Source organism: Streptomyces sp. NBC_00286 (assembly GCF_036173125.1).
Classification (GTDB): Bacteria; Actinomycetota; Actinomycetes; order Streptomycetales; family Streptomycetaceae; genus Streptomyces.
Map to the genome: position 1 here is coordinate 279,552 of NZ_CP108054.1, position 23,693 is coordinate 303,244.

The 23,693-nt window shown below is 70.7% G+C and carries 24 protein-coding genes; 16 read left to right on the top strand and 8 right to left on the bottom strand.

The window, feature by feature from the left end; translation table 11 throughout:
• Positions 1 to 2 precede the first annotated feature (2 nt).
• Genes OHT21_RS01385 through OHT21_RS01405 form a run of 5 tightly spaced genes read left to right on the top strand, consistent with a single transcriptional unit; the run spans position 3 to position 3,971 of the window.
• Positions 3 to 767 (top strand): ABC transporter ATP-binding protein, encoded by a 765-nt coding sequence (locus OHT21_RS01385; RefSeq protein ID WP_328766265.1) that lies wholly within the window; start codon positions 3 to 5, stop codon positions 765 to 767.
• A complete protein-coding gene (locus OHT21_RS01390; protein WP_328766266.1) occupies positions 764 to 1,501 on the top strand; it encodes an ABC transporter ATP-binding protein in 738 nt (245 codons plus the stop codon). Before OHT21_RS01385 ends, OHT21_RS01390 begins: the two co-directional genes overlap by 4 nt.
• Positions 1,498 to 2,370, top strand: coding sequence for a branched-chain amino acid ABC transporter permease (locus OHT21_RS01395; protein ID WP_328766268.1), 873 nt, complete (start codon positions 1,498 to 1,500; stop codon positions 2,368 to 2,370). Before OHT21_RS01390 ends, OHT21_RS01395 begins: the two co-directional genes overlap by 4 nt.
• Complete coding sequence (locus tag OHT21_RS01400) at positions 2,367 to 3,398, top strand: branched-chain amino acid ABC transporter permease (protein ID WP_328766270.1); 1,032 nt, start codon at positions 2,367 to 2,369, stop codon at positions 3,396 to 3,398. The genes OHT21_RS01395 and OHT21_RS01400 overlap by 4 nt, the downstream gene beginning before the upstream one ends.
• Positions 3,399 to 3,452: 54 nt before the next feature.
• Positions 3,453 to 3,971 carry a MarR family winged helix-turn-helix transcriptional regulator gene (locus OHT21_RS01405; protein WP_328766271.1) on the top strand — a complete coding sequence of 173 codons (519 nt, stop codon included), beginning with the start codon at positions 3,453 to 3,455 and terminating at the stop codon, positions 3,969 to 3,971.
• Between the two features lie 343 nt (positions 3,972 to 4,314).
• Here OHT21_RS01405 and OHT21_RS01410 read toward each other — a convergent pair whose 3' ends face one another.
• The gene (locus tag OHT21_RS01410) at positions 4,315 to 4,638 is read right to left on the bottom strand and encodes a hypothetical protein (protein WP_328766272.1); all 324 of its coding nucleotides are present in this window, start codon (positions 4,636 to 4,638) and stop codon (positions 4,315 to 4,317) included.
• A 512-nt stretch (positions 4,639 to 5,150) separates the two neighbouring features.
• Here OHT21_RS01410 and OHT21_RS01415 point away from each other — a divergent pair.
• From OHT21_RS01415 to OHT21_RS01440, 6 genes are all read left to right on the top strand, one after another.
• Positions 5,151 to 6,320 (top strand): MFS transporter, encoded by a 1,170-nt coding sequence (locus OHT21_RS01415; RefSeq protein WP_328773930.1) that lies wholly within the window; start codon positions 5,151 to 5,153, stop codon positions 6,318 to 6,320.
• 423 nt (positions 6,321 to 6,743) lie between these two features.
• The gene (locus OHT21_RS01420) at positions 6,744 to 8,762 is read left to right on the top strand and encodes a sensor histidine kinase (RefSeq protein WP_328766273.1); all 2,019 of its coding nucleotides are present in this window, start codon (positions 6,744 to 6,746) and stop codon (positions 8,760 to 8,762) included.
• Between the two features lie 118 nt (positions 8,763 to 8,880).
• Positions 8,881 to 9,300: a roadblock/LC7 domain-containing protein gene (locus tag OHT21_RS01425; protein ID WP_328766274.1), complete on the top strand. Its 420-nt coding sequence runs from the start codon at positions 8,881 to 8,883 to the stop codon at positions 9,298 to 9,300.
• A gap of 5 nt (positions 9,301 to 9,305) precedes the next feature.
• A complete protein-coding gene (locus tag OHT21_RS01430; RefSeq protein ID WP_328766276.1) occupies positions 9,306 to 9,662 on the top strand; it encodes a DUF742 domain-containing protein in 357 nt (118 codons plus the stop codon).
• A complete protein-coding gene (locus OHT21_RS01435) occupies positions 9,643 to 10,275 on the top strand; it encodes a GTP-binding protein (RefSeq protein ID WP_328766277.1) in 633 nt (210 codons plus the stop codon). The genes OHT21_RS01430 and OHT21_RS01435 overlap by 20 nt, the downstream gene beginning before the upstream one ends.
• On the top strand, positions 10,272 to 11,555 hold the full coding sequence (locus OHT21_RS01440; RefSeq protein WP_328766278.1) for a cytochrome P450: 1,284 nt from the start codon (positions 10,272 to 10,274) through the stop codon (positions 11,553 to 11,555). Before OHT21_RS01435 ends, OHT21_RS01440 begins: the two co-directional genes overlap by 4 nt.
• Before the next feature lie 55 nt (positions 11,556 to 11,610).
• Here OHT21_RS01440 and OHT21_RS01445 read toward each other — a convergent pair whose 3' ends face one another.
• Complete coding sequence (locus tag OHT21_RS01445) at positions 11,611 to 12,837, bottom strand: cytochrome P450 (protein WP_328766279.1); 1,227 nt, start codon at positions 12,835 to 12,837, stop codon at positions 11,611 to 11,613.
• 154 nt (positions 12,838 to 12,991) lie between these two features.
• Here OHT21_RS01445 and OHT21_RS01450 point away from each other — a divergent pair, with 154 nt between their 5' ends.
• Positions 12,992 to 13,723 (top strand): maleylpyruvate isomerase family mycothiol-dependent enzyme, encoded by a 732-nt coding sequence (locus tag OHT21_RS01450; RefSeq protein WP_328766281.1) that lies wholly within the window; start codon positions 12,992 to 12,994, stop codon positions 13,721 to 13,723.
• A 21-nt stretch (positions 13,724 to 13,744) separates the two neighbouring features.
• On the opposite strand, the gene OHT21_RS01455 is transcribed toward OHT21_RS01450, so the two are convergent.
• Entirely contained in the window at positions 13,745 to 14,152 is a 408-nt protein-coding gene (locus tag OHT21_RS01455) for a MarR family winged helix-turn-helix transcriptional regulator (protein ID WP_165338131.1), read from the bottom strand.
• Between the two features lie 87 nt (positions 14,153 to 14,239).
• Here OHT21_RS01455 and OHT21_RS01460 point away from each other — a divergent pair, with 87 nt between their 5' ends.
• Both OHT21_RS01460 and OHT21_RS01465 read left to right on the top strand, forming a co-directional pair.
• Positions 14,240 to 15,736, top strand: a complete 1,497-nt coding sequence (locus tag OHT21_RS01460) for an MFS transporter (protein ID WP_328766284.1) — start codon at positions 14,240 to 14,242, stop codon at positions 15,734 to 15,736.
• A gap of 85 nt (positions 15,737 to 15,821) precedes the next feature.
• On the top strand, positions 15,822 to 16,106 hold the full coding sequence (locus OHT21_RS01465; protein ID WP_328766285.1) for a DUF6332 family protein: 285 nt from the start codon (positions 15,822 to 15,824) through the stop codon (positions 16,104 to 16,106).
• Here OHT21_RS01465 and OHT21_RS01470 read toward each other — a convergent pair.
• The 3 genes from OHT21_RS01470 to OHT21_RS01480 all read right to left on the bottom strand — a co-directional run bounded on the left by OHT21_RS01470 (position 16,067) and on the right by OHT21_RS01480 (position 18,890).
• Positions 16,067 to 16,732, bottom strand: coding sequence for a response regulator transcription factor (locus OHT21_RS01470; RefSeq protein WP_328766286.1), 666 nt, complete (start codon positions 16,730 to 16,732; stop codon positions 16,067 to 16,069). The genes OHT21_RS01465 and OHT21_RS01470 overlap by 40 nt on opposite strands.
• Positions 16,729 to 18,021 (bottom strand): sensor histidine kinase, encoded by a 1,293-nt coding sequence (locus tag OHT21_RS01475; protein WP_443050304.1) that lies wholly within the window; start codon positions 18,019 to 18,021, stop codon positions 16,729 to 16,731. Before OHT21_RS01475 ends, OHT21_RS01470 begins: the two co-directional genes overlap by 4 nt.
• A gap of 128 nt (positions 18,022 to 18,149) precedes the next feature.
• Entirely contained in the window at positions 18,150 to 18,890 is a 741-nt protein-coding gene (locus OHT21_RS01480) for a TetR/AcrR family transcriptional regulator (RefSeq protein ID WP_328766288.1), read from the bottom strand.
• A 367-nt stretch (positions 18,891 to 19,257) separates the two neighbouring features.
• Between OHT21_RS01480 and OHT21_RS01485 the strand changes: the two genes are divergently transcribed.
• Positions 19,258 to 19,710: a nitroreductase family deazaflavin-dependent oxidoreductase gene (locus OHT21_RS01485; RefSeq protein ID WP_328766289.1), complete on the top strand. Its 453-nt coding sequence runs from the start codon at positions 19,258 to 19,260 to the stop codon at positions 19,708 to 19,710.
• A gap of 26 nt (positions 19,711 to 19,736) precedes the next feature.
• Here the strand turns inward: OHT21_RS01485 and OHT21_RS01490 are convergent, their stop codons facing one another.
• Positions 19,737 to 20,939 (bottom strand): geranylgeranyl reductase family protein, encoded by a 1,203-nt coding sequence (locus OHT21_RS01490; RefSeq protein WP_328766290.1) that lies wholly within the window; start codon positions 20,937 to 20,939, stop codon positions 19,737 to 19,739.
• Positions 20,940 to 21,127: 188 nt separating this feature from the next.
• Between OHT21_RS01490 and OHT21_RS01495 the strand changes: the two genes are divergently transcribed.
• Positions 21,128 to 22,483 (top strand): dipeptidase, encoded by a 1,356-nt coding sequence (locus tag OHT21_RS01495; RefSeq protein WP_328766291.1) that lies wholly within the window; start codon positions 21,128 to 21,130, stop codon positions 22,481 to 22,483.
• 31 nt (positions 22,484 to 22,514) lie between these two features.
• Here OHT21_RS01495 and OHT21_RS01500 read toward each other — a convergent pair whose 3' ends face one another.
• Positions 22,515 to 23,558 carry an NUDIX hydrolase gene (locus OHT21_RS01500; RefSeq protein ID WP_328766292.1) on the bottom strand — a complete coding sequence of 348 codons (1,044 nt, stop codon included), beginning with the start codon at positions 23,556 to 23,558 and terminating at the stop codon, positions 22,515 to 22,517.
• Positions 23,559 to 23,693 lie beyond the last annotated feature (135 nt).

Below are 23,693 nucleotides of genomic sequence, written 5' to 3' on the forward strand. Positions count from 1 at the left end.
CGATGACCGTGGGCACAGGGGAGGCCGCCGGGGCGGCCTCCCCCGCCCCGCCGGTGCTCTCGGCGAACGGCATTCACCGGCGCTTCGGCAGTCTGGTCGTCCTCGAAGGCATCGACATCACCCTTGCCCCCGGCGAGGCCCTCGGCATCGTCGGCCCGAACGGCGCCGGAAAGACGACCCTGCTCGACATCCTCTCCGGGGCGCAGGCCCCCTCCGAGGGCAGCGTCACCTTTCAGGGGCAGGACGTGACCCGCTGGAAGGTCGACCGTCGTTGTCGCAGCGGTATCGGGCGCTCCCATCAGGTGCCGCGCCCCTTCACCGGCATGACGGCCTACGAGAACGTGCTGGTCGCGTCGGTGCAGGGCGGTACGCACCGGCGTCGGGCCGCGCAGCAGCACGCGCTCGGCGTACTCGAGCGCTGCGGCATGCTCGGCCAGGCCAACCGGCCCGCGGCCGCGCTCACCCTGCTGGAGCGCAAGCGGCTCGAGATGGCGCGGGCGCTGGCAACCGATCCGCAGGTACTGCTCCTTGACGAGATCGCCGGTGGTCTCACCGACGCCGAGACGGACGAACTGATCGCCACCATCGGGCAGTTGCGCGCCGAGGGCATCGCCATCGTCTGGATCGAGCATGTCATCCACGCGCTGCTGCGGGTGATCGACCGGTTGGTCTGTCTCGCGCAGGGCCGGGTCCTGGCCGAGGGCGAACCGGACGCCGTCATGTCCGATCCCCGGGTCGTCGAGGCGTACCTCGGGAGCGCGGCATGAGTCTGCTGACGGTCGAGAATCTCGAAGTACGGCACGGGCTGCTGCGCGCCGTCCGCGACGTCTCCTTCGCCGTGGACGAGGGCGAGGTCGTGGCGGTGGTCGGGGCCAACGGTGCCGGAAAGTCCACCCTGATGCGGGCCGTCGCCGGAGCACACCAGCCGGCCGAGGGCCGTATCGGCCTGGACGGTGTGGATGTGACGGCCCGGCGGGCACACGACCGTGTCGCAGGCGGGATCGCGCTGGTCCCGGAGGGGCGGCGGCTCTTCGCCGACCTCACCGTGGAGGAGAACCTGCTGGTCGCGTCCCGGGTACGGCGCCCCGGACCATGGGACCTGGCAGCCGTCGTGGCCGCCTTCCCGCTGCTCGACGGGCTGCTGAAGCGGCGCGCCGGCAACCTGTCGGGCGGCGAGCAGCAGGCCGTGGCCATCGGCAGGGCGCTGATGACCAACCCCCGGCTGCTGCTGCTCGACGAGGTCTCGCTGGGCCTCGCGCCCGTCATGGTCGACACCCTCTACGACTCGCTCGGCACGATCCTCTCCGGCGGTACGACGGTGCTGCTGGTGGAGCAGGACCTCGGCCGCGCCCTGGGGGTGGCCCGGCGCGTGCTGTGCATGCTCGAAGGCCGCGTCGTCCTGGACGAACCCGCCGGCGACGTCACCCGCGAACAGGTGGTCGAGGCGTACTTCGGGCTGAGCCGCGCCGCAGCCGCAACCGTGCAGGAGGAGCCGGCATGAACTGGATCAACGCCATCGTGCAGGGCGTGATGCTCGGCGGTGTCTACGCGCTCTTCGCCTGCGGCCTCTCCCTGATGTTCGGCGTCATGCGGACCGTCAACCTGAGCCACGGCGACCTCGCGGTCCTCGGCGCGTTCCTGGTGGCGGTGCTGGCCGCCGCCGTCGGCATCAGCCCGTTCTTCGCGGTACTGCTGGTCCTGCCCGTGATGGGCCTGGTCGGAGTGGCGTTGCAGCGGGGCATCCTCAGCAGGGCGCTGCGCACGGGCGGGATGTCGTCGATGCTGGCCACCTTCGGTCTCGCCATCGTGCTGCAGAACGTACTGCTGGAGATCTTCAGCGCCGACTCCCGCTCCCTGAACGTCGGTTCGCTGTCCACGGCCGGTCTCCAGCTCGGGTCGTCGGTGAGCATCCCGTATCTCGGTGTGCTGACCGTGGTGGTGGCGGTCGCGCTGCTCGGCGGGCTGCAACTGCTGCTGGCCCGTACGGGAATCGGCCGGGCGATCCGCGCCACGGCCGCCGACGCGGACACCGCCGAGCTGGTCGGGGTCGACAGCCGCCGGGTGTACGCCTGGGCCGCCGCCATCGCCGTCGCCACCGCCGGTCTGGCGGGAGCGTTCTTCGCGATGCGGTCGTCGTTCAGCCCGTCCATGGGGCCGACCCAGCTGCTGTTCGCCTTCGAGGTCGTCGTGATCGGAGGGCTCGGTTCGCTGTGGGGGACGCTCGTGGGGGGCATGGTCCTCGGCGTCGCCCAGACGGTCGGCGCGCAGGTGGATCCGCGCTTCTCCATCATCGCCGGACACGCGGTGTTCCTCGCGGTCCTGGCCTTCCGTCCGCAGGGACTGCTCGGCATGAGAAGGAGCCGCACATGACCACCGCACCACCGGTGACCCCCGCTACCACCACCGCCCCCTCGACCATCCACCGATGGACCCCCGTCTCCCGTACGGCCTCGAGTGCTCTGGCTGCCCTGCTTCTCGTCCTGGCATTCGCGCCCTTGGTCTTCACCCCTGAGGTGACCGCGAAGCTGACGACCCTGTTCGTCCTCGTCATCATCGCGGCCATGTGGAACGCTCTGGCGGGCTACGCCGGTCTGGTCTCCGTCGGCCAGCAGGGCTTCATCGGTCTCGGCGCGTACGGTGTCTTCCTCTTCGTCGACCGGGGCGTCAACCCCTTCGTCGCGGTCGTCCTGTCGGCCCTGCTCGCCGGTGCCCTCGCCGTACCCACCTCGCTGCTCGCATTCCGGCTCACCGGTGGGCAGTTCGCCATCGGCATGTGGGCGATCGCGGAGTTCTTCCGGCTGGTCGTGGTGAACACGCCTTCGCTGGGCGGCGGTTCCGGCCGCTCGCTCACCGATCTGTCGGCCACCGATCCGGCGGTGCGGCAGGCCCAGGTGTACTGGCTCGCCCTGGCGCTGATGAGTGCGCTGCTGCTGTCCGTGTTCGTGCTGCTGCGCAGCAGGCTGGGGGCTTCGCTGGAGGCGATCCGCGACGACCCGGTGGGCGCGGCATCCGTCGGGGTACGGGTGACCTCGGCGAAGCGGCTGGTCTTCGTCCTGGCGGCGGTGGGCGGTGCCGCGGCCGGTGGACTCACCCTCGCCAACACCCTGCGGGTGCAGCCGGACTCCATCTTCGGGGTCCACTGGTCCGCGTACATGATCTTCATGGTGGTCATCGGCGGCCTCGGCACCTTCGAGGGACCGATCATCGGAGCGATCGTGTTCTTCCTGGTGCAGGACTGGTTCGGGGACACCGGAGGCACCTGGTACCTGATCGGGCTCGGCGCCCTCGCCATCGGAATGACGTTGTGGATGCCCCATGGTCTGTGGGGTACCGTGGCTCGCCGACGTGACCTGGAACTACTACCTGTCGGCTATCGGGTGAAGACACCGGTCGTCTGACCTCGACGACGGCCTCGCCCGACCTCCCCGACGACCGAGCAAGAGGTGCGCACGATGGCGGAGGCAGCCGATCGGGATCCGGGGCCGGCGCCGGGTGCGGGGCCGGCACCTGGTGCGGATCCCGATCCGGACCCCGAGGGCCACAAGGGCCCGCTGACGATCTATCTCGTCAAGCAACTCGAACTGGCCATCCGCCACTTCATGGACGAGGCCCTGCGGCCGTACGGGCTGACGACGTTCCAGTACACGGCCCTGACCGTGCTTCAGCACCGCGGCGGGCTCTCCTCCGCCCAGTTGGCCCGCCGCTCCTTCGTCAGGCCCCAGACGATGCACGAGATGGTGCGGGCGTTGGAGGAGCGCGGGCTGATCGAGCGCGCCCATGCCCCGGGGAACCGGCGGATCATGGAGGCCCGGCTGACGCGGGAGGGGGAGGAACTGCTGGCGGCATGCGCGCCGGCCGTGCAGAAGCTGGAGGACCGGTTGCTGCTCGACATACCGGAGGAACGGCGGTCAGCGTTCCGTCAGGGCCTGGAGGACGGGCTCGCCTCCTTGACGGGGCGGCAGCACGGCTGACGATGCGGATCGTCGGGCCGCCCGCCCGGGCACGCCTGCTGCCTGCCCTTCCACACCAACAGCCTCTCCGCACCAAGTTGATCGATCTCGTCCGACTGCAAACTGCCCTTCCCGCCCCGGCCCCGGCCCGCGCACGGGGACTGGGACGGACGGGGACGGCGTTCCCTGTCCCCGCCGATGAACCGGCCCGGGTGCGCGCCGAGTTCCCCCGCCGGTGACCCGCGCTACCGGCATGGAGCGATGCGCGGAGCGGGTCCGACTGCCGTTGCATCTGCTCGCGGCGGAGGAGGCGGGAAGACCGGCTGAGGCGAGATCCCGCGAGATCCGGTCTGTGACCTGGCGCTTAGGAGCTGTCCCGTACGTCGAGGTGGGCCCACGGATCCTCGGCCGGCTGCGCCGCGGCCGATTCGTCGATGGGGTCCGCGAGGGGCGTCATCTCGGCGCGGTTCGAGAACGCCACGGTGCGGCGGGCTTTGGCGATGACCTCGGCGTGCTCCTCACCGAAGGTCGCGGCGTCCAGCCGGGCATTGAAAGCCGTCAACACCCCGGGGCTGATCACCGCGAGCGCCGCGCGCAACTCGCCGAGCGTCTGCGGACCCTCGGCGTGTTCGAGTCGCTGCGGATCCGAATCGGCCTGCGGGCTCGGCTCGTGCGGTAGCGCGGACATGTGCGTGACCTCCGGTTGTGATGCCTCCACGGTACGCGGTTGCTGTGCCCCGCGGTGCAAGGGTACGAACGCTCAACAGCCCCCGCGCACAACCGTTCCCCTGAGGGTATGGCCGACATTCAAGCGGTCTGGACGGGCCCCGCCGTGAAGGAGCCCGCGCACGACGCCGGTGGCGGCCGCGGACCGCTCCCCCGCCGCACGCGAACCGGGTTTCACTCCGGGCCGGCAACGCCCAGCCGTTGCCGGTGCGGTTCTCGTGCCAGCCGACGAGCGGCCAGTACGCGAAGTCGACGTCGGTGCGGAATGGAATGGGACGTCACCATGGCCGAGGGTGCGGCACCAGTCCAGTCCTGCGCGTACCGGGCCCGCCCGCCGTCGAATGCAGAGGCCACTGCCTCGCAGGGCCCGAAGCCCCTGGCGACCAGACGGTCACCAACGCCCTTGCCCCAGCCACCCACCCCACCTAGCCTGACTTTGTGCCGCAAATAAACAAAGCCCGAACGCACAACGCCGTGCCGGGCAGCGACAACGACCTCGCCCGACTCCGTATCGCCCTCACCACCTTCTTCGCCCTCGACGGCTTCATCTTCGCCGGGTGGGTCGTACGTATCCCCGCCATCAAGGAGCAGACGAACGCCTCCGCCAGCGAGCTCGGACTCGCGCTCCTCGGAGTCTCCGCGGGCGCTGTGGTCACGATGATCCTCACCGGACGACTCTGCCGCCGCTTCGGCAGCCACCCGGTGACGGTCCTCTGCGGCGTCCTGCTGTCGCTCAGCGTCGCGCTGCCGCCGCTGACGCACTCCGTAGCCGCACTGGGCGCGGTGCTGCTGGTCTTCGGCGCCGCCTACGGCGGGATCAACGTCGCCTTCAACAGTGCCGCCGTCGACCTGGTCGCGGCACTGCGGCGACCGGTCATGCCCAGTTTCCACGCGGCCTTCAGCCTGGGCGGCATGATCGGTGCGGGGCTCGGCGGACTGGTCGCGGGCTCCTTGTCCCCCACGCGCCATCTGCTCGGCCTCACGTTCATCGGCCTGGCGGTGACAGGCGTCGCGGGACGCACCCTGCTGCGGTACGAGGCCCCGGTGCCGCCGGGCGGCGGGCAGGTCCAGGAACGCGCACCGCGCCGCCTGAACGCCCGTACCCGCACTCTGGTGACCGTCTTCGGCCTGATCGCCCTCTGCACCGCGTACGGCGAAGGCGCCCTGGCCGACTGGGGAGCACTGCACCTGGAGCAGGACCTGGACGCTCACCCGGGCGTCGCCGCGGCGGGCTACTCCTGCTTCGCGCTCGCCATGACGATCGGCCGGCTCAGCGGTACGACGCTTCTGGAGCGGCTCGGGCGCACCCGGACGGTGGTGGCCGGCGGCGCCCTGGCCGCCGGCGGCATGCTGCTCGGGTCGCTCGCCCCCTCGGTCTGGGCGACGCTGATCGGCTTCGCGGTCACCGGGCTCGGCCTCGCCAACATCTTCCCGGTGGCCATCGAACGGGCCGGCGCCCTGGCGGGCCCCAGCGGCGTCGCGACCGCGTCCACCCTCGGCTACGGCGGTCTGCTGCTGGGACCGCCCGCGATCGGCTTCATGGCGGACTGGTTCTCCCTGCCGATCGCCCTCACGAGCGTGGCGGCGCTGGCGGCGGTCGCCGCCCTCATCGGCGTGACGACACGTCATACGGCGGAGCGCTGACGTCCGCACCCCCGACGACCCGTTTCCCGTCGGTCGTCTCGATCGTCACGGGAAATGGCTGAAGTTCGATTGCCGTCACGTGAATTCGGCACCACCGGTCGGCATGCTTCCGCCGGAATTCCCCGTAATTATCGCGTGTATAGAGGCATGCCGAAAACGTCTGCTGCACCCCTGGCTGGGGGGTGTTCAGGGGGATTCGAAGGCGAAGTGCCGTCGGTCCGTGCTTAGCACAGGTACGTCCGCCGGGGCTCAGAATGCGTCGAATTGTTTTCAGCATGTGTGGGCGATGTGGAGGCCCGGCTTCCGGCCAGAACGCGTGGTTAGCATGGTTCGCAGTTCAACCGCCGTGGCACAGGGGCGAGTTGACCCTCCCACGCGTGCGCGGCACGCACATCACCCCCGAGAAACATCGAGGATCGCGGCATGGCACATCCCGACGCGTCCAGTCCACGCCAGAGGTCGGCATGGCGGCTTCTGCCGATCGCCTCGGCGGTGGTGACCGCGGCCGTCGGCACTCCTCTCGTACTCGCCGCACCGGACGCCGCACGCGTCTGGGTCGCGGGCACAGTCGTGGGGGCGGGCAGCTGCCTCGTCCTGCTCGCCGCGGCGGCCACTCGGCTGCACCGCAAGCTCACCTCGCAGGTGGACAGGTCGATGGCGGAGTCGGCGCGGCGCCGCTCCGAGGCGGAGTACCTGGCCGGCGCGGTGCTCCCGGAGCTGACCTCGGCGATCGAGGACCCCACGAGCGGTCCCGTGTCCGCCGCAATGGGATCGGCCAGTGCCTGGCAGCCGACGGAGCCTCAACTCAGGGCTGTGCAGCACGCGGTGACGGAGGCGCTGGGCGCGGCGCAGCGGCGCGCGGCCAGGGCGGACGGCGAGCGCGAGCAGGCGGTACGGGCCTGGGAGGCCGTCACCCGCGATCTGCAGAAGGCGACGTCGCAGATCCTGCCCACGGCGGTACGGAGACTGGGCGAGGGAGCCTCACTGGATACAGTCCGCGCGGAGCTGCGGCTGTCCCAGTTCTCCAGCACCGTCGTGCGCGAGCTGGTGGACGCCGGCATACGCGAACTCGCGGTCAGCGAGCGGCGTTCCGCGGCGGCCCGGGCCGCCAGTGCGAAGGCGCTGAGCCGGGTGCAGGCCCAGGCCGTGGGCATCCTGGCGGATCTGCGGGAGATGCAGGACCGGCACGGCGAGGCGGTCCTCGGCGACCTGCTCGAGCTGGACCACAGCACCTCCCAACTCGGCCTCCTCACCGACCGGTTGGCGCTGCTCATGGGCGGACGGGCCAGCCGCTCCTGGAACAAGCCGATCCCGATGGAGAGCATCCTGCGCGGCGCCGTGGGCCGGATCGCCGCGTACCGCAGGGTCAGCCTCAACTGCGCCAGCAAGGCCGCCGTGGCCGGGTTCGCGGCCGAGGGCGTGATGCACCTCCTGGCCGAACTGATGGACAACGCGACCAGCTTCTCCGCGCCGATCGACCAGGTCCACGTCTATGTGGAAGAACGCTCCGCCGGCATCGTCGTCACCATCGAGGACAGCGGCCTGAAGATGGCCGACGCCGCGCTGCGACGCGCCGAGGAGGCGGTGTCGGGCGCGATGAGCGACCTCGCCTCCCTCCAGGGGACTCGGCTGGGGCTCGCGGTCGTCGGGCGGCTCGCCGTCAAGTACGGCATCTCCGTCAGCTACCGCCCCTCCTCCCGCGGGGGCACCGGAGTCGTCGTACACCTGCCGGCCCAACTGCTCGCCCAGCAGCGCACGGCACTCGTGGAGCCCCCGTTGCACGACCCGTCGGCGCGACCGCGCGAGCGCATGCCGGCGAGCGCCGGGGGCACCGAGGCGCGGGCGGGCGACAGGCGGCGTGCGGCATCGGGTGGCGGTTCGCGGACGCCGGACACGCTGGACGGGTCGCGGACGCCTGGGACGCCGGACACGCTGGACGGGTCGCGGACGCCTGGGACTCCGGCCGCACCGGCCGGTTCACGGACGCCCAACGCCCCCGCCGCGACGGCCGGTTCGCGGACGCCGGACACACCAGCCGCTTCGCCGATGCCCGACACTCCGGCCGCACCGCACAGTCCGCGGACACCCAACACCCCCTCCGCACGGGCCGGTTCGCGCATGCCGGACACACCGGCCCCCGCACCCGCCGCCTCCCCGCCGACCCCTTCCGCCCCGACCGGCGACAACGGTTCGGTGACCGCCAACGGCCTCCCGGTACGTCCCCCAGGTCGCACGATGGCGGCAGCCGAGCGTGTCCGTACCCCCGGGGAACGCCCGGCGGGCGGCCGACCCGCAGCCCGTGACGCCGGCAAGAGCTTCGGCGCCTTCCACCGTGCGCGCCTCGCCGCGGCGGCCGGTGAGGCCGCGGCAGCCGAGGAGGCGGCCCGAGCCGCCGAACCGGCCGAAACGGCCGACCCGACCGACCCGCACGACGCCGACTGAGCCCGGCCCTTCTTCTCGCGGGACGCCTCGACCGGGCGCCCCGACCCGCCACAGACCGGAGATTGGAGGAAAGGGCCGGTGGCCGGGCCTCAACGGATCACCTGCTCTTCACCCACCCATGCAGACCACTGACACCACACTGACCTGGCTCCTGGAAGGTCTTCTCGAGCGCGCCCCCGGCACCCGGCACGCCCTCGTGCTCTCCCGCGACGGGCTGAAGCTGTGCTGGACCCAGCAGTTGGGCGTCGATCAGGCGGATCAGCTCTCGGCCATCGCCTCCGGGATGCAGGCCCTGGCGCAGGGCGCCTCGGTCGAGTTCGGCGACGGCAGCGGCGGCGTACGCCACTCGATGACGGAGTTCTACGGCGGGCTGCTGTTCATCGTCGAGGCCGGGCAGGGAGCGCACCTCGCGGTTGTCGCGGACGACGGCGCCGACCCGGGTGTGGTGGGGCACCACATGACCGACCTGGTGGAGCGGATCGGCGAGCACCTGCGTGCCGAGGCCCGCGACCCGATGGACCCGACAGAGGAGAGCTGATCCCGATGAGCCGACGTCCGGTCGACACCGGGGACCCGGACCGGCTGTACACCATCACCGGGGGCCGCAGCGAAGCTCCCGACGATCTCGACCTCGTCTCGCTGATCGTCAGCGAGTGCGAGCCCGCTCGGGGCATGCAGTCCGAGCACGTCCGGATCCTGGAGCTGTGCCGTCGCCCGGCCGCCGTGGTCGAGATCGCCGCCGAGTTACGGCTGCCGGTGACGGTCGTCCGGATCCTGGTGGGCGACCTGCTGGCGATGGCGAAGGTCACCGCTCGCCATCCTCGGCCCGCATCGGCGGCGGCCGCCCTGCCCGAATCCGCTCTCCTGCTGGAGGTTCTCGATGGACTCCGTAAGCTTTGAGCCCTCCACACGCTCTGAGCCCCCTGCCCGTACGCCGCTCAGCGCCACGGCCGAGACCGGGCTCAAGATCGTCGTGGTGGGCGGCTTCGGTGTCGGCAAGACCACGCTGGTCCGCTCGGTGAGCGAGATCCGGCCCCTGAACACCGAAGAGGTCATGACCGAGGCCGGTGTCGGCATCGACCGGACCGCAGGTCTGGCCGACAAATCCACGACGACCGTCGCCTTCGACTTCGGCCGGATCAGCCTGAGCGAGCGCACGGTTCTGTATCTGTTCGGCGCCCCGGGCCAGGAGCGCTTCTGGTTCCTGTGGGACCGGCTCTTCGCGGGAACGCTGGGCGCCGTCGTCCTGGTGGACACCCGGCGGATGAGCGACTGCTGGTACGCGATCGACCGCCTGGAGCACCACAGGACGCCCTTCGTCGTCGCGGTCAACCGGTTCGAGCACGACACCAACGCCTTCTCCCTGAGCGAGATACGCCAGGCACTCGCGCTGCCCGAGCACGTACCGCTGATCGACTGCGACGCACGGGTCCGCTCGTCCGGCAAGAACGTCCTGATCAGTCTTGTCGACCACCTCTACGAACTGGCCATGGCCCGGGAGATGACCCCATGAACGACGACGCGACCGGCTTCGACCCGCGCCCCGCCGACCCGAAGCGGACCACTTCGGGCTGCCCGGCGCACGCGGACGCGGTTCCGCTGAGCGGCCTGGAGTACCAGCAGACGCCCGCCGCGCTGTACCAGGAGCTGCGCCGCATCCACGGCTCCGTGGCGCCCGTACTGCTGGACGGGGACGTACCCGCCTGGCTGGTTCTCGGCTACCCGGAGGTCTCGTTCGTCACCGCCCACGACGAGCTCTTCGCCCGCGACTCGCGGCGCTGGAACCAGTGGGAGAACATTCCCGCGGACTGGCCGCTGCTGCCCTTCGTCGGTTACCAGCCCTCGGTGCTGTTCACGGAGGGCGCCGAGCACCAGCGGCGGGCCGGTGTCATCACCGAGGCCCTGGAGGGCGTCGACCAGTTCGAGCTCGGCGTCAACTGCGCGCGGATCGCCGACCAGCTCATCGACGCCTTCACTGGCAGCGGCGAGACCGAGCTGATGAGCACGTACGCACACCCTCTGGCGATGCGGGCCGCGGTGGAGATGTGCGGCATGTCGGCCCACAGCACGGACACCGACGATCTCGTACGGGACCTGCGGATCTCCCTGGACACGGGCGAGGGCGAGGATCCGGTCGCCGCGTATGTGCGCGTACAGGAACGCATTCAGCAGCTGGTGAAGGACAAGCGGGCTGAGCCCGGCGCGGACGTGGTCTCCCGCATGCTGGCCCATCCCGAGGGGCTGAGCGACGACGCGATCGTCCAGGACCTGATCTCGGTCGTCGCGGCGGCCCAGCAGCCCACCGCCAACTGGATCTGCAACACGCTGCGGCTGTTGCTCACCGACGACCGTTTCGCGCTGAACGTCTCCGGCGGCCGGGTCAGCGTCGGTGAGGCCCTCACCGAGGTGCTCTGGCTGGACACGCCCACCCAGAACTTCATCGGCCGCTGGGCGGTGCGCGACACCCTGCTCGGCGGGCGCCGGATCAAGGCGGGCGACTGCCTGGTCCTCGGGCTCGCCGCGGCGAACACCGATCCGCAGATCTGGCCCGAGGGCCATGTCGGCGCTGAGGGGAACGGCGCCCATCTGTCCTTCTCCAACGGCGAGCACCGCTGCCCCTACCCGGCTCCGCTGCTCGCCGACGTCATCGCCCGCACGGCCGTCGAGACGCTCCTGGAGCGTCTGCCCGACGTCGTCCTGTCGGTGGAGCCGGAGGAGCTCGTGTGGCGGCCGTCGATCTGGATGCGGGGGCTGACGTCACTGCCGGTGGAGTTCACGCCGATTCTGCGGTGAGACCCCGGCCGTGCCCGTACGAGCCTGTCGTACGGGCACGTCATGCGGGCCGGGCTCAGTGCGTGGCCGGGGTGAAGCGCACCGGCAGCGCCTGCGGTCCCCGGGTGAACACGCCCTGCTCGGCTGGCTGGAAACCATCGGCGAGCCGTAGGTCGGGCATGGCATCGAGGAGTTGGTTGACGCCGATCTCGACCTCGGCGCGGGCCAGCAGGGCGCCCACACAGAAGTGGCGGCCCAGGGCGAACGCCAGATGGTCGGCCGCTGCGGAGAATGCCTTCGTGGTGGTCAGGTCGTCGCGGAAGATGTCGAAGCGGTCCGGCTCCCGGTAGCGGGCGGGGTCCCGGTTTGCGGCGCCGATCAAGCAGGTCACCGTGGCTCCCGGCGGAACGGTGCCGCCGCTCAGCTCCACCTCCTCGGCCGACTGACGCATGATCATGTGGACCGGCGGGGTGTACCGCAGGGTCTCCGCGAAGGCCCGCTCGATCAGTGAGCGGTCCTCCCGTACGGCCTGGAGCTGTTCGGGATGCGCGAGCAGGTTGGCGAAGATGCTCGCGAGGGCCTTGTCCGTGGTCTCCCCGCCCGCCGCGAGCAGCAGGCTGCAGAACGCCTTGATGTCCTCGTCGCTCATGCGCACGCCTTCCACTTCGGCGGCGCACAGCGTGGACAGCAGGTCGTCGCCGAGGTGGTCACGGCGGTGCCGGATGATCGGGATCATGTAGTCGGCGAACTCCACGCGGGTGCGCTCACCGGCCGCGGCGACCTCCGGATCGCCCGCGAGATTGCCGAGGAAGGCGATCACGGACGTGTACCAGCGGTGGAAGCGGTCGTGGTCGGCCTTGTCCAGGCCGAGCATGTCGGCGATGACGTTCACGGGAAAGCGCGTCGCGAAGTCCGCGACCAGATCGGCATTTCCCGTGTGACGGAAGCAGTCGATGAGGGCCCGGGCGTTGTCCTCGATGACGGGCAGGAACTTCTCCTGCAGGTCACGGCCGCGGAAGGCCGGGGCCACCAGGGCCCGGCGCACGGCGTGTTCGCGCCCGCTGAGCGTCAGGATCGTCCGGCCGTGCACGGGCTCGATCTGCCATACGTAGTTGTCGGTGGTGAACTGTCCGTCGCGGTCCTTGAAGATCCGTTCGACGTCTTCGTAGCGCGACACGATGTAGCTCTGGGTGGCCTCGTGCCAGATCAGCGGGGCGTTCTCGCGCATGATCCGGTAGGCGGGATAGGGGTCTTCGGCGAATTCCTGCGACAGGATGTCGGGCAGGTCCGGTGCGGTGGTCACGTGGGGGGACTCCTTGAAGCGTCAACCGGCAGACCGCTCAAGGCTATTGATCATGCGGGGCCCGGCACAGCCGATTACTGGCCGAGCCGCTCCGCCCGCGGGACCGGGGTAAATCTCCTCCCTTCGACCGCACTCCATCCGGCAGACTCACCGCATGGAGACTGCGCAGTTCATCGGAACCCTCGACACCGAGGGCAAGTTGCTGGCGACGGCCGCCGAAGAGGCCGGGACCGACGCCAAGGTGCCCACCTGTCCCGGCTGGCAGGTGCGGGACCTGGTGCGGCACACGGGCATGGTGCACCGCTGGGCGACGGCGTTCGTCGCCGAGAGACACACCTCGTACCACCCCGACGAGGGCCTGCCGGATCTGGACGGTACGGAGCTGATGACCTGGTTCCGCGAGGGCCACCGGCGGCTGGTCGACACGCTCGCGGGCGCCCCCGCCGACGTGGACTGCTGGAGCTTCCTGCCCGCACCCTCACCGCTCGCCTTCTGGGCACGGAGGCAGGCGCACGAGACGACGGTGCACCGGTACGACGCGGAGTCGGCGCTCGGCGGCACCCCGAGCCCGATCGCCGTCGACTTCGCAATCGACGGGATCGACGAGCTGCTCTTCGGCTTCCACGCCCGCAAGAAGAGCGCGGTGCGCACGGAGGTGCCGCGCGTGCTGAGGGTGCGGGCCGAGGACACCGACGCCGTGTGGACCGTACGGCTGTCAGCCGAGCCGCCGGTCAGCGAGCGGGGCGAACTGGCGGGCGCCGACAGCGAGTTGACGGGCCCGGCGGCCGAGCTCTACCTGTCGCTGTGGAACCGTCGGCCCTTCCCGGGCGTGAGGGGAGACTCCTCCCTCGCGACGCTGTGGCGCGAGAAGTCGGGGGTCACTTGAAGCTGACCCGCGCGCCGATGATCAGTCGCCCGGACCGGCCGCCAGCATCCGCCCCAACACCGCGCGCTGCACCGGCAGTACGTCGCCGTGCAGCGCGCGCCCCTCGAGCGTGAGCGAGACGCGTACGCCCCGCCGGTCCTGCGGGCACATGCAGCGCTCCACCAGACCGTCCTTCTCGAGCCGGCCGATCAGCCGGGACAGTGCGCTCTGGCTGAGATGGACCCGCTCGGCGATCTCCTGGACGCGATACGCACCGGCGCCGTCGGCCGCGGCGCAGCCTGCCAGCACGTCGAGCACCTCGAAGTCACTGGCGCACAAGCCGTGTTGATGCAGTGCGCGGTCGAGCTCGGACACGGTGCGCGCGTGCACCGCGAGGAGGTCGCGCCACTGGTCGACGAGCCCCTGCTCAACGTTCTCCGCAGCCGCCATGACGCCGGACCGTAGCAGAAATCGGGCTTTGTTGCATCCGAATTAAATGCGCTTGCATTGAATGCATGCGCATGTAGTGTGTGGCGCATGACCTCTCCGCTCCCCGATTCCGCGACCCAGGAACGCTGGACACCTCGCCTGTGGGGCACCCTTCTAGTGCTCTGCGCCGCGATGTTCCTGGACGCGCTGGACGTATCGATGGTCGGCGTCGCCCTGCCGTCCATCGGCTCCGAACTCGACCTTTCCACCTCGGCCCTGCAATGGGTCGTCAGCGGCTACATCCTGGGCTACGGCGGCCTGTTGCTCCTCGGCGGACGGACCGCCGACCTGCTCGGCCGCCGCCAGGTCTTCCTGGTCGCCCTGGCCGTGTTCGCGCTCGCCTCGCTGCTCGGCGGGCTCGTCGACTCAGGCCCGCTGCTGATCGCCAGCCGCTTCATCAAGGGCCTGAGCGCGGCGTTCACCGCGCCCGCGGGCCTGTCGATCATCACCACGACGTTCGCCGAGGGCCCGCTGCGCAACCGCGCCCTCTCGATCTACACCACCTGCGCCGCCACCGGCTTCTCCATGGGCCTCGTCCTGTCCGGTCTGCTCACCGAGGCCAGCTGGCGCCTCACCATGCTGCTGCCCGCGCCGATCGCGATCATCGCCCTGATCGCCGGCCTCAAGCTGCTCCCGCGCAGCGAGCGCGAGAAGAACCACAACGGCTACGACATCCCCGGCGCCATCATCGGCACGGCCTCGATGCTGCTGCTCGTCTTCACCGTCGTCCAGGCCCCGGAGGTCGGCTGGGCATCGGCCCGTACGCTGCTCTCGTTCCTCGCCGTCGCCGTCCTGCTCGCGGTCTTCGTCCGGATCGAACAGCGCTCGGCTGGACCGCTGGTCCGGCTCGGCGTACTGCGCTCCGGCAACCAGATACGGGCCCAGCTCGGCGCGATGACGTTCTTCGGCTCGTACATCGGCTTCCAGTTCCTGGCCACGCTGTATCTGCAGACGCTGCTCGGCTGGTCGGCCCTGGAGACGGCGCTCGCCTTCCTGCCCGCGGGCGCGCTGGTGGCGCTGTCCGCCACGAAGATGGGAGCCGTCGTCGACCGGTTCGGCACGCGGCGGCTGATCCCGGTGGGCTTCGCCAGCATGGTCATCGCGTACGCGCTGTTCCTGAACATCGACCTCAACCCCGTGTACGCGGCGGTGATCCTGCCGACGATGCTCCTGATCGGCGTCGCCTGCGCCCTGGTCTTCCCCTCGCTCAACATCCAGGCCACCAACGGCGTGGACGACCACGAGCAGGGCATGGTCTCAGGCCTGCTCAACACCTCGGTGCAGGTGGGCGGCGCGATCTTCCTGGCGGTCGTCACGGCCGTCGTGACCGCGAGCGCCTCCGACGACGCCTCTCCGCAAGCCGTCCTCGACAGCTACCGCACGGGGCTGATCGTGGTGACGGCGATCGCGGTACTCGGCCTGCTGATCACGGCCACGGGTCTGCGCAAGCAGCGTACGCAGCAGACGACGATCCTGGTCGCCAAGTCCGACTCTGTACAGGAGGGACAGGAGGCGCGCGAGGAGCGGGTGCCGGTCCGCGACTGATCCCTCCCCCCTTCCCTCTACGCAACTACGCGCGCCCGGCGGGCTGTTCTTGCCCGCCGGGCGCTCTGCTGTGAGACTTCCGCCCATGGGGAACAGCGGGGGACGGCGCACTCAGGCCGAGCGGGACGCGATGACCGTCGAGATCGGCTACGCGCTGGCGAGTGCGGCGGTCGCGGCCGCCGTTGTCTTCGGGGCCATCGCCGGTCCGGCGCTGGTCTTCGAGCTGCCTGCCGGCGCCGAAGATCTGCTGCTCATGGCCGGGATGTGGCTCGCGGTCGTGGTCTTCTTCGTACGGGTGGTCAGTGTGCTGGTCCGTTTCGGGCGTGGGTCTCAGCCCAGCCAGCCCGGCCGCACCAAGCCCGACTCGTAGGCCAGTACGACCAGTTGGGCCCGGTCGCGGGCGCCCAGCTTCACCATCGTGCGGCTCACATGGGTCTTCGCCGTGAGCGGGCTGACGACCAGTCGGCGGGCGATCTCGTCGTTGGACAGCCCGATGCCCACCAGGGCCATCACCTCCCGCTCCCGCTCGGTGAGTTCGGCGAGCGACTGAGCGGCAGCGGGCTCCTTGGACCGGGCCGCGAACTCGGCGATCAGCCGCCGCGTCACGCCGGGCGACAGCAGCGCGTCGCCGTCGACCACCGCCCTGACCGCGCGCAGGAGTTCGTCCGGTTCGGTGTCCTTGACGAGGAAGCCGGAGGCCCCGGAACGGATGGCTTCGAAGACGTACTCGTCGAGCTCGAAGGTGGTGAGCATGACCACCTTGATGTCCTGCAGCCCGCCGTCCTCCGTGATGCGGCGGGTCGCTTCGAGACCGTCGAGCAGGGGCATACGGATGTCCATCAGGACGACGTCGGGGCGCAGTTCACGCACCTTGCGCAGCGCCTCCTCGCCGTCGGCTGCTTCGCCGGCCACCTCGATGTCCTTCTGTGCGTCGAGGAGCGCCTTGAAGCCTGCGCGGACCAGTGACTGGTCGTCGGCGAGCAGTACGCGGATCACCGGTCCTCCTTGAGTTCGGCGAGCTTGGCTTTGCGTTCGAGCGGCAGCACGGCCAGTACCCGGAAACCGCCGTCCTCGCGCGGCCCAGCCTCGATCGTGCCACCCAGGGCCGCGGCCCGCTCCCGCATTCCGGCCAGTCCGTTACCGCCGCCGCCCGCGTCGGCGCCGGTCGCCGGTCCGTCGTCGTCGATACGGAGCTTCAAGGCGTCGTTCTCGTAGCGGAGCAGCACGCGCGCGTGCCGCGAACCGGAGTGCCGTACGACATTGGTCAGCGCCTCCTGCACGATGCGGAAGGCCGCGAGATCGGCACCCGGCGACAGGGCCCGCCGCTTTCCCTCGGTCTCGACGCCGACGGTCAGTCCTGCGCTCGCGGCCTGCTCAACGAGTTCGGGCAGCCGGGAGAGTCCGGGCGCCGGCGCACGCGGCGCGTCACCGGGCGTGCGGAGCGTGTCGAGCACCTGGCGGACTTCGCCGAGGGCCTCCTTGCTCGCCGCCTTGATGGTGGTGAGCGCGGTACGGGCCTGTTCCGGGTCGGAGTCGAGCAGGGCGAGGCCCGTGCCCGCCTGGACGTTGATGACCGAGATGCTGTGCGCCAGCACGTCGTGCAGTTCGCGGGCGATCCGCAGCCGTTCCTCGTCGGCGCGCCGCCGGGCCGCCTGCAGACGTTCCGTACGCTCCCGATCCCACTGCTCCCGGCGCACGCGGACCAGCTCGGACACCGCGGCGATGGCCACCATCCAGATGGCGACTGAGACGTCCTCGCCCCAGTCGCCCACCGTGTCCCCCTCCGGCGGCAGCCACTGATAGAGCCAGTGCCCCTCCAGCAGATGGGCCACCCACAGCAGGCCGAGCGCCGCCCAGGCCGCCCGCCGATGCCCGGCGACAACCGCGCTGAAGCAGGCGAGCGCGACGGTCAAGAAGATCGGGCCGTACGGATAACCGGCACCGAAGTAGAGCAGCGCCGACACCGCGACACCGAACACCACCAGCACCGGATACCGATGCCGCCACAGGAGCAGCAGGGTGCCCACAAGCAACAACGCCCGGGCGAGGAGGCCGAGGTGCTCGCGGGTAGCCTCCTGCTCCTGCGCGGCGAAGTTACTGCCGACCTGCACGAACACGGTGAGCAGCAGCGTCGAACGCCACGGCCGGCGCGGCCGACTCTCCGCTGCCCAGTCATCGCCCTCGTTCCACCACGGCGGCCCGTGCCGCCATCGCCACGGGGGCCCACCGCGCGCCCAGGGCGGACCGCCGCACAGGCGTGTGCGCTGCTCTTCCATGCCTGCCACGCTAGACGCCGCGGCCGGTCCGGGCGTCCGCCGAGCGTGGCGATCACACGTACTCCCGGGGAAGTACCTCCTCTGTTCGCGGCTGCTCCCCCTTACATCGCCACGAGGGCGGTCCCGGGCATCCTGCGTCAGGCCCCCGACCTGCTGCTGTCTCGTGCTCCTCCCATGCCGGTGTCCTGAGGGAACACCAGGCCGACGCCATGGCCGAGTTGGGCGGCGGCGTGCCGGAAGAAGGCTTCGCGGTCCTCCACCACGCGGTTGAACTGGCCGAACAGCTCGAAGCCGATCAGCCCGAACAGCTGGGCCCAGGCCGCGACGAGGGCCGTCACCACCTCCGGCGGCAGATCCGGTGCGAGGTCCTGGGCCAGCCGCTGTGCCTCCGGCTTGAGCTCGGCGGGCAGGCGGGGCAGGGCGACGCCCACGCCCCGGTGCGCGTCCCGGACGATCTCGATGAGCAGCAACGCGACCCGGGACGCCGCGGGCACGGTCGAGTCGGGGGCGGCGTATCCGGGCACGGGCGAACCGTAGATCAACGCGTACTCGTGCGGATGCGCGAGCGCCCAGCCACGCACCGCCTCGCACACCACTGCCCAGCGCCGGATCGGGCCGGCGTCGGCGACCTTCTCGTGCGCGGCCTCCGCACTCTCGCCCAACGAGTCGTAGGCGTCGATGATGAGGGCGGTCAACAGGTCGTCGCGGCTGGGGAAGTAGCGGTACAACGCGGAGGAGACCATGCCGAGTTCGCGGGCCACGGCCCGCAACGAGAGCTTGGCGGCGCCTTCCTTCGCGAGCTGTCTGCGCGCCTCGTCCTTGATGGCCGCGGTGACTTCGGTCCTGGCTCGGGCGCGGGCTCCTCGGGCGGTACTCATGCCGGGCAGTGTGCCATGAATTCGGAGCACTGCACACAAACGTGAGCGGTGCTCTGGATTCGGATCGACGCTCTCGCGCCGCCGCAACGCCCCGGACCGAGATCAACGCTCTACCGCGAGATCAACGCCCAGGTCCGAGAGCAGCGCTCCAGCTTCGAGAGCAGCGCTCGAGCCGGAGAGCAGTGCTCCGCCCTGAGAGCAACGCTCAACTCAGAGAGCAAGAATCGAGTCCGAGAGCGGCACTCAACTCCGAGAGCGGTGCACACACCCGAGAGCACTGCTCTTGCTTTGGATCACCGATCTCGTGCACACTGCTCTCAAGCGAGAGCAGTGCTCTCGCAACCGACCTCAACCACTGGGGGACCCCATGACGGCACAGCAGCGCTACATCAAGCCCGGCGGCTTCGAGGCCGGCATGAACCGCTTCATCGGCTGGCTCGCCCGCCGCGGCCTCAGCCTCGTCGGCAGCGCCGAACTCTCCGTCCGCGGACGCAAGAGCGGCGAGTGGCGGCGCGTGCCGGTCAACCCCCTCCCGTACGAGGGCGGCCCCTACCTCGTCTCGGCGCGCGGCCACTCCGAGTGGGTGCGCAATCTCCGGGCGGCCGGCGGCGGGCGGCTCCAAGTGGGCCGCAAAACGCGGGAGTTCACGGCCGTGGAGCTGCCCGACGAGGAGAAGCCCGTCGTCCTGCGCACCTACCTCAAGAAGTGGGGCTGGGAGGTCGGCCGCTTCTTCGGTGACGTCACGGCCAAGTCCAGCGACGAGGAGCTGCTCGCCGCCGCGCACAACCACCCCGTCTTCCGGATCACCGTCAAGGACTGAACCACGCCCCGGCGGTCCTGGTCAGGTCAGCGGTCGAGGGCGGTCAGAGCGCGCCCCGCCATGGGATGCGTACGGACGATCTCACCGAGCGAGGTCGCCCCACGGGTGATCCCCGTGAACGCCTTCCAGGCGGGCCGGAAGCCCGTGAGCGCCGCGTGGAACATACCGGGACGGCGGGCGAAAACGATGAGCAGGCGTTTTCCCACGCTCATTTCGACGCCCAGTCCCGCCTTGATGGCGAAGGCGTAGTTGAGGGCCTGTCGCCGGGTGTCCACGGCGTCGTGTGCCTCGGAGATCCGTACCGCCCACTCCCCCGCGAGCCGCCCCGACCGCAGCGCGAACGAGATGCCCTCGCGGGTCCACGGCTCGAGCAGCCCCGCCGCGTCCCCGCACACCAGCACCCGCCCGCGAGAGAGCGGCGAGTCGTCGGCGCGGCACCGCGTCAAATGCCCCGAGGAGATGCTCGGCTCGAAGCCGGCGAGCCCGAGCCGGGCGGTGAAGTCCTCCAAGTACCGCTTGGTGGCGGCTCCTTCACCGCGCGCCGAGATCACACCGACGGTGAGGGTGTCGCCCTTGGGGAAGACCCAGCCGTAACTGCCGGGCATGGGGCCCCAATCGATGAGGACGCGCCCCTTCCAGTCCTCTGCGACGGTCTCCGGTACGGGAATCTCCGCCTCCAGGCCGAGGTCGACCTGGTCGAGCTTCACCCCGACGTGTGCTCCTATCCGGCTGGCGCTGCCGTCCGCGCCGACCACGGCCCGCGCCAACACGGTCTCGCCGTCCTGCAGTACGACGGCCACGGTGCGCCGGTCCGGTACGGCGGAGCCATGCTGTTCCACCCGTGCGACCGTGACGCCGGTGCGCAGTTCGGCGCCCGCCTTCTGTGCGTGCTCGACGAGCCGTTGGTCGAACTCGGGCCGGTTGATGAGCCCGAAGAGCATCTGCTTGGAGCGGCGGGTGCGGGTGAACCTGCCGTCGAGCGAGAACGTGACCGCGTGCACCCGGTCCCGGAGCGGCAGCTCGAAGCCGGGCGGCAGGGCGTCGCGCGAGGGGCCGATGATGCCGCCGCCGCACGTCTTGTAGCGGGGCAGCTCCGCCTTCTCCAACAGGAGCACGCGGCGCCCCGCGACCGCTGCCGCATAGCCCGCCGAGGCGCCCGCGGGCCCCGCACCGACCACGACGACATCCCATACCCGCTGTGCGTCGCCCGAAGAGTTCTCGCTGCTCACGATGGTCCGCTGCTCCGATCCAGCCGCCTGCCGCTCCTGCCTCCCGCATCCTACGGCGGACCCCGGCGCAGACCGCTGTGGGAGTATCGGCAGCGTATGCACGAGGCGCACCCGTACGCGCGTGCATCCCTCACGTACCAACCACACGTACCCAGCCGTACAACGTCGCACCTACGAGGAGCGTGCCCATGTCGTCGAACCCGGTCGCCGAGACCGTCGCCTCGCTGATGCCCAGGGCGAAGGCGGAGCTCACCGAGTTGGTGGCCTTCAAGTCGGTGGCGGACTTCGACCAGTTCCCCCGCAGCGAGAGCGAGGGCGCCGCGAACTGGGTGGCCGAGGCCCTGCGCACCGAGGGCTTCCAGGATGTGGCGCTGCTCGACACCCCGGACGGCACGCAGTCGGTGTACGGGTTCCTGCCCGGGCCCGAGGGCGCGAAGACGGTGCTGCTCTACGCGCACTACGACGTGCAGCCGCCGCTCGACGAAACGGCGTGGGTGACACCGCCGTTCGAGCTGACGGAGCGCGAGGGCCGCTGGTACGGGCGGGGCGCCGCCGACTGCAAGGGCGGCGTCATCATGCACCTCCTCGCGCTGCGCGCGCTCAAGGCGAACGGCGGCGTCCCGGTCAACGTCAAGGTGATCGCGGAGGGTTCGGAGGAGCAGGGCACGGGCGGACTCGAGCGGTACGCGGAGGACCACCCGGAGCTGCTCACCGCCGACACGATCATCATCGGCGACGCCGGCAACTTCCGGGTCGGTGTGCCGACGGTCACCACGGCACTGCGCGGCATGACGCTCGTACGGGTCCGGATCGACACCCTCGGCGGCAACCTGCACTCGGGGCAGTTCGGCGGCGCGGCACCCGACGCGCTGGCCGCGCTGATCCGGGTACTGGACTCACTGCGGGCCGAGGACGGTTCGACGACGGTCGACGGGCTGACGGGCGAGGCGCGCTGGGACGGCCTGCAGTACGAGGAGGGCCAGTTCCGCGAGGACGCCAAGGTGCTCGAGGGCGTCGAGCTGATCGGCTCCGGCACGGTGGCCGACCGTATCTGGGCGCGTCCTGCCGTGACCGTGCTCGGCATCGACTGCCCGCCGGTGGTCGGCGCCACCCCGTCCGTGCAGGCGGGCGCCCGCGCCCTGGTCAGTCTGCGGGTTCCGCCGGGCGTGGACGCGGCCGAGGCGACCAAGCTGCTCCAGGCCCACCTGGAGGCGCACACGCCGTGGGGCGCGCGGGTGAGCACCGAACAGATCGGCCAGGGCCAGGCGTTCCGCGCCGACACCTCCAGCCCGGCGTACGCGGCGATGGCCGAGGCGATGCGCGACGCGTACGACGGGGCGGAGATGCAGTACGCCGGGCAGGGTGGCTCCATCCCGCTGTGCAACACCCTCGCGTCCCTCTACCCGAGCGCGGAGATCCTGCTGATCGGCCTGAGCGAGCCGGAGGCGCAGATCCACGCGGTGAACGAGAGCGTGTCTCCTGAGGAACTGGAGCGACTGTCGGTCGCCGAGGCGCTGTTCCTGCGCAACTACGCGGCGGGCTGAGGGAGTTCAGCAGCCCCCGACGGACGGGTACTTATCCCACGGGCACGCCGGCCTCGAGATAGAGCGCCGCTCCCCGTTCCCGTGCGCGCAGTGCCCAGCGCAGCCGCTCGTAGCGGACCGGTGGCAGCAGGGTGGCGGCCTCCTCTTCGCTGGCGAAGCGCCAGTCGCGCAGTTCGGGGCCCGGCAGCAGCATCCGCCGGGCCTCGGTGCTGTCGAGCTGTCCACCGTCGAAGAGGAGGCGCAGTCCGCCGTAGCCGGGGGGTGCGGGCGGCTCCCAGTCCACGACCAACAGGCTTGGTACGTCGTCGAGTTGGATGCCGGTCTCCTCGGCGACCTCGCGGATGCCCGCGCGTGCGGGTGCCTCGCCGCGTTCGACGACACCGCCGGGGAACTCCCAGCCCGCCTTGTACGTGGGATCGACGAGAAGTACGCGATTCTGCTCGTCGAAGAGGAGCACCCCGGCGGCGACGGTCTCCGCGGTGGGCTCCGGAGTCTGCACGATGTCGCAGACGGGGACGGCGCCGGTGCGCACGGCGTCGGCGATGCGTTCCGCGGACTCGTACGGGGTGAGTGTGCTGGTGTCCACGAGATGGGCGTCGGCGGTGAGCCAGCCGGCCAGGGCGGCGCGGTAGGGCTCGATGTGGTCGTACGACCACTGGCGCACCCGTATCTCCCCGTCAGGGAGGTCGGGTGGTACCTCGCGGTCGGCTATTCGTTCCCGCAGGATCGTTTCCGCCGGGGCGAGGAGCACATGCCGTACCGGAATCCTGCGGGAGGCGAGTCCGCCGAAGATCTCGTCGCGGTATTCCTGCCGGAGCAGGGTCATGGGTACCACCAGGACGCCGCCGAGTTCGGCGAGCAGGGCGGCCGCGGTGTCGACCACGAGCCGGCGCCAGATGGGCAGGTCCTGGTAGTCACCGACCTCGGCGAGGTGCTTGGGCGGCAGCATGTGCGTCAGCCCGGCTCCGATGAGCTCGGGGTCGAAGAGTGTGCTGTTCGGGATCAGGTCGATCAGTTCCCGTGCGGTGGTGGTCTTCCCCGCACCGAACGCGCCGTTGATCCAAACGACGGTCACGGTTCCCCCTCTTCTGTTGACCCCCTGAGGCTTGCCCTCCACCTTGCCACGGAAACCAGGTCCTGATGAGTGCGCCTTCCGCCGCCTCGGAGACAAGAGCCTGGCACCGGGTCGTACACATGCGGAAGCCCGGCC

Coding starts and splice junctions, on each gene's coding strand:
- OHT21_RS01485 (WP_328766289.1), top strand. CDS start 19,258: ATGACGGCACAGCAGCGCTACATCAAGCCCGGCGGCTTCGAGGCCGGC.
- OHT21_RS01495 (WP_328766291.1), top strand. CDS start 21,128: ATGTCGTCGAACCCGGTCGCCGAGACCGTCGCCTCGCTGATGCCCAGG.
- OHT21_RS01405 (WP_328766271.1), top strand. CDS start 3,453: ATGGCGGAGGCAGCCGATCGGGATCCGGGGCCGGCGCCGGGTGCGGGG.
- OHT21_RS01420 (WP_328766273.1), top strand. CDS start 6,744: ATGGCACATCCCGACGCGTCCAGTCCACGCCAGAGGTCGGCATGGCGG.
- OHT21_RS01385 (WP_328766265.1), top strand. CDS start 3: ATGACCGTGGGCACAGGGGAGGCCGCCGGGGCGGCCTCCCCCGCCCCG.
- OHT21_RS01455 (WP_165338131.1), bottom strand. CDS start 14,152: ATGGCGGCTGCGGAGAACGTTGAGCAGGGGCTCGTCGACCAGTGGCGC.
- OHT21_RS01430 (WP_328766276.1), top strand. CDS start 9,306: ATGAGCCGACGTCCGGTCGACACCGGGGACCCGGACCGGCTGTACACC.
- OHT21_RS01440 (WP_328766278.1), top strand. CDS start 10,272: ATGAACGACGACGCGACCGGCTTCGACCCGCGCCCCGCCGACCCGAAG.
- OHT21_RS01460 (WP_328766284.1), top strand. CDS start 14,240: ATGACCTCTCCGCTCCCCGATTCCGCGACCCAGGAACGCTGGACACCT.
- OHT21_RS01390 (WP_328766266.1), top strand. CDS start 764: ATGAGTCTGCTGACGGTCGAGAATCTCGAAGTACGGCACGGGCTGCTG.
- OHT21_RS01400 (WP_328766270.1), top strand. CDS start 2,367: ATGACCACCGCACCACCGGTGACCCCCGCTACCACCACCGCCCCCTCG.
- OHT21_RS01465 (WP_328766285.1), top strand. CDS start 15,822: ATGGGGAACAGCGGGGGACGGCGCACTCAGGCCGAGCGGGACGCGATG.
- OHT21_RS01395 (WP_328766268.1), top strand. CDS start 1,498: ATGAACTGGATCAACGCCATCGTGCAGGGCGTGATGCTCGGCGGTGTC.
- OHT21_RS01480 (WP_328766288.1), bottom strand. CDS start 18,890: ATGAGTACCGCCCGAGGAGCCCGCGCCCGAGCCAGGACCGAAGTCACC.
- OHT21_RS01410 (WP_328766272.1), bottom strand. CDS start 4,638: ATGTCCGCGCTACCGCACGAGCCGAGCCCGCAGGCCGATTCGGATCCG.
- OHT21_RS01425 (WP_328766274.1), top strand. CDS start 8,881: ATGCAGACCACTGACACCACACTGACCTGGCTCCTGGAAGGTCTTCTC.
- OHT21_RS01450 (WP_328766281.1), top strand. CDS start 12,992: ATGGAGACTGCGCAGTTCATCGGAACCCTCGACACCGAGGGCAAGTTG.
- OHT21_RS01435 (WP_328766277.1), top strand. CDS start 9,643: ATGGACTCCGTAAGCTTTGAGCCCTCCACACGCTCTGAGCCCCCTGCC.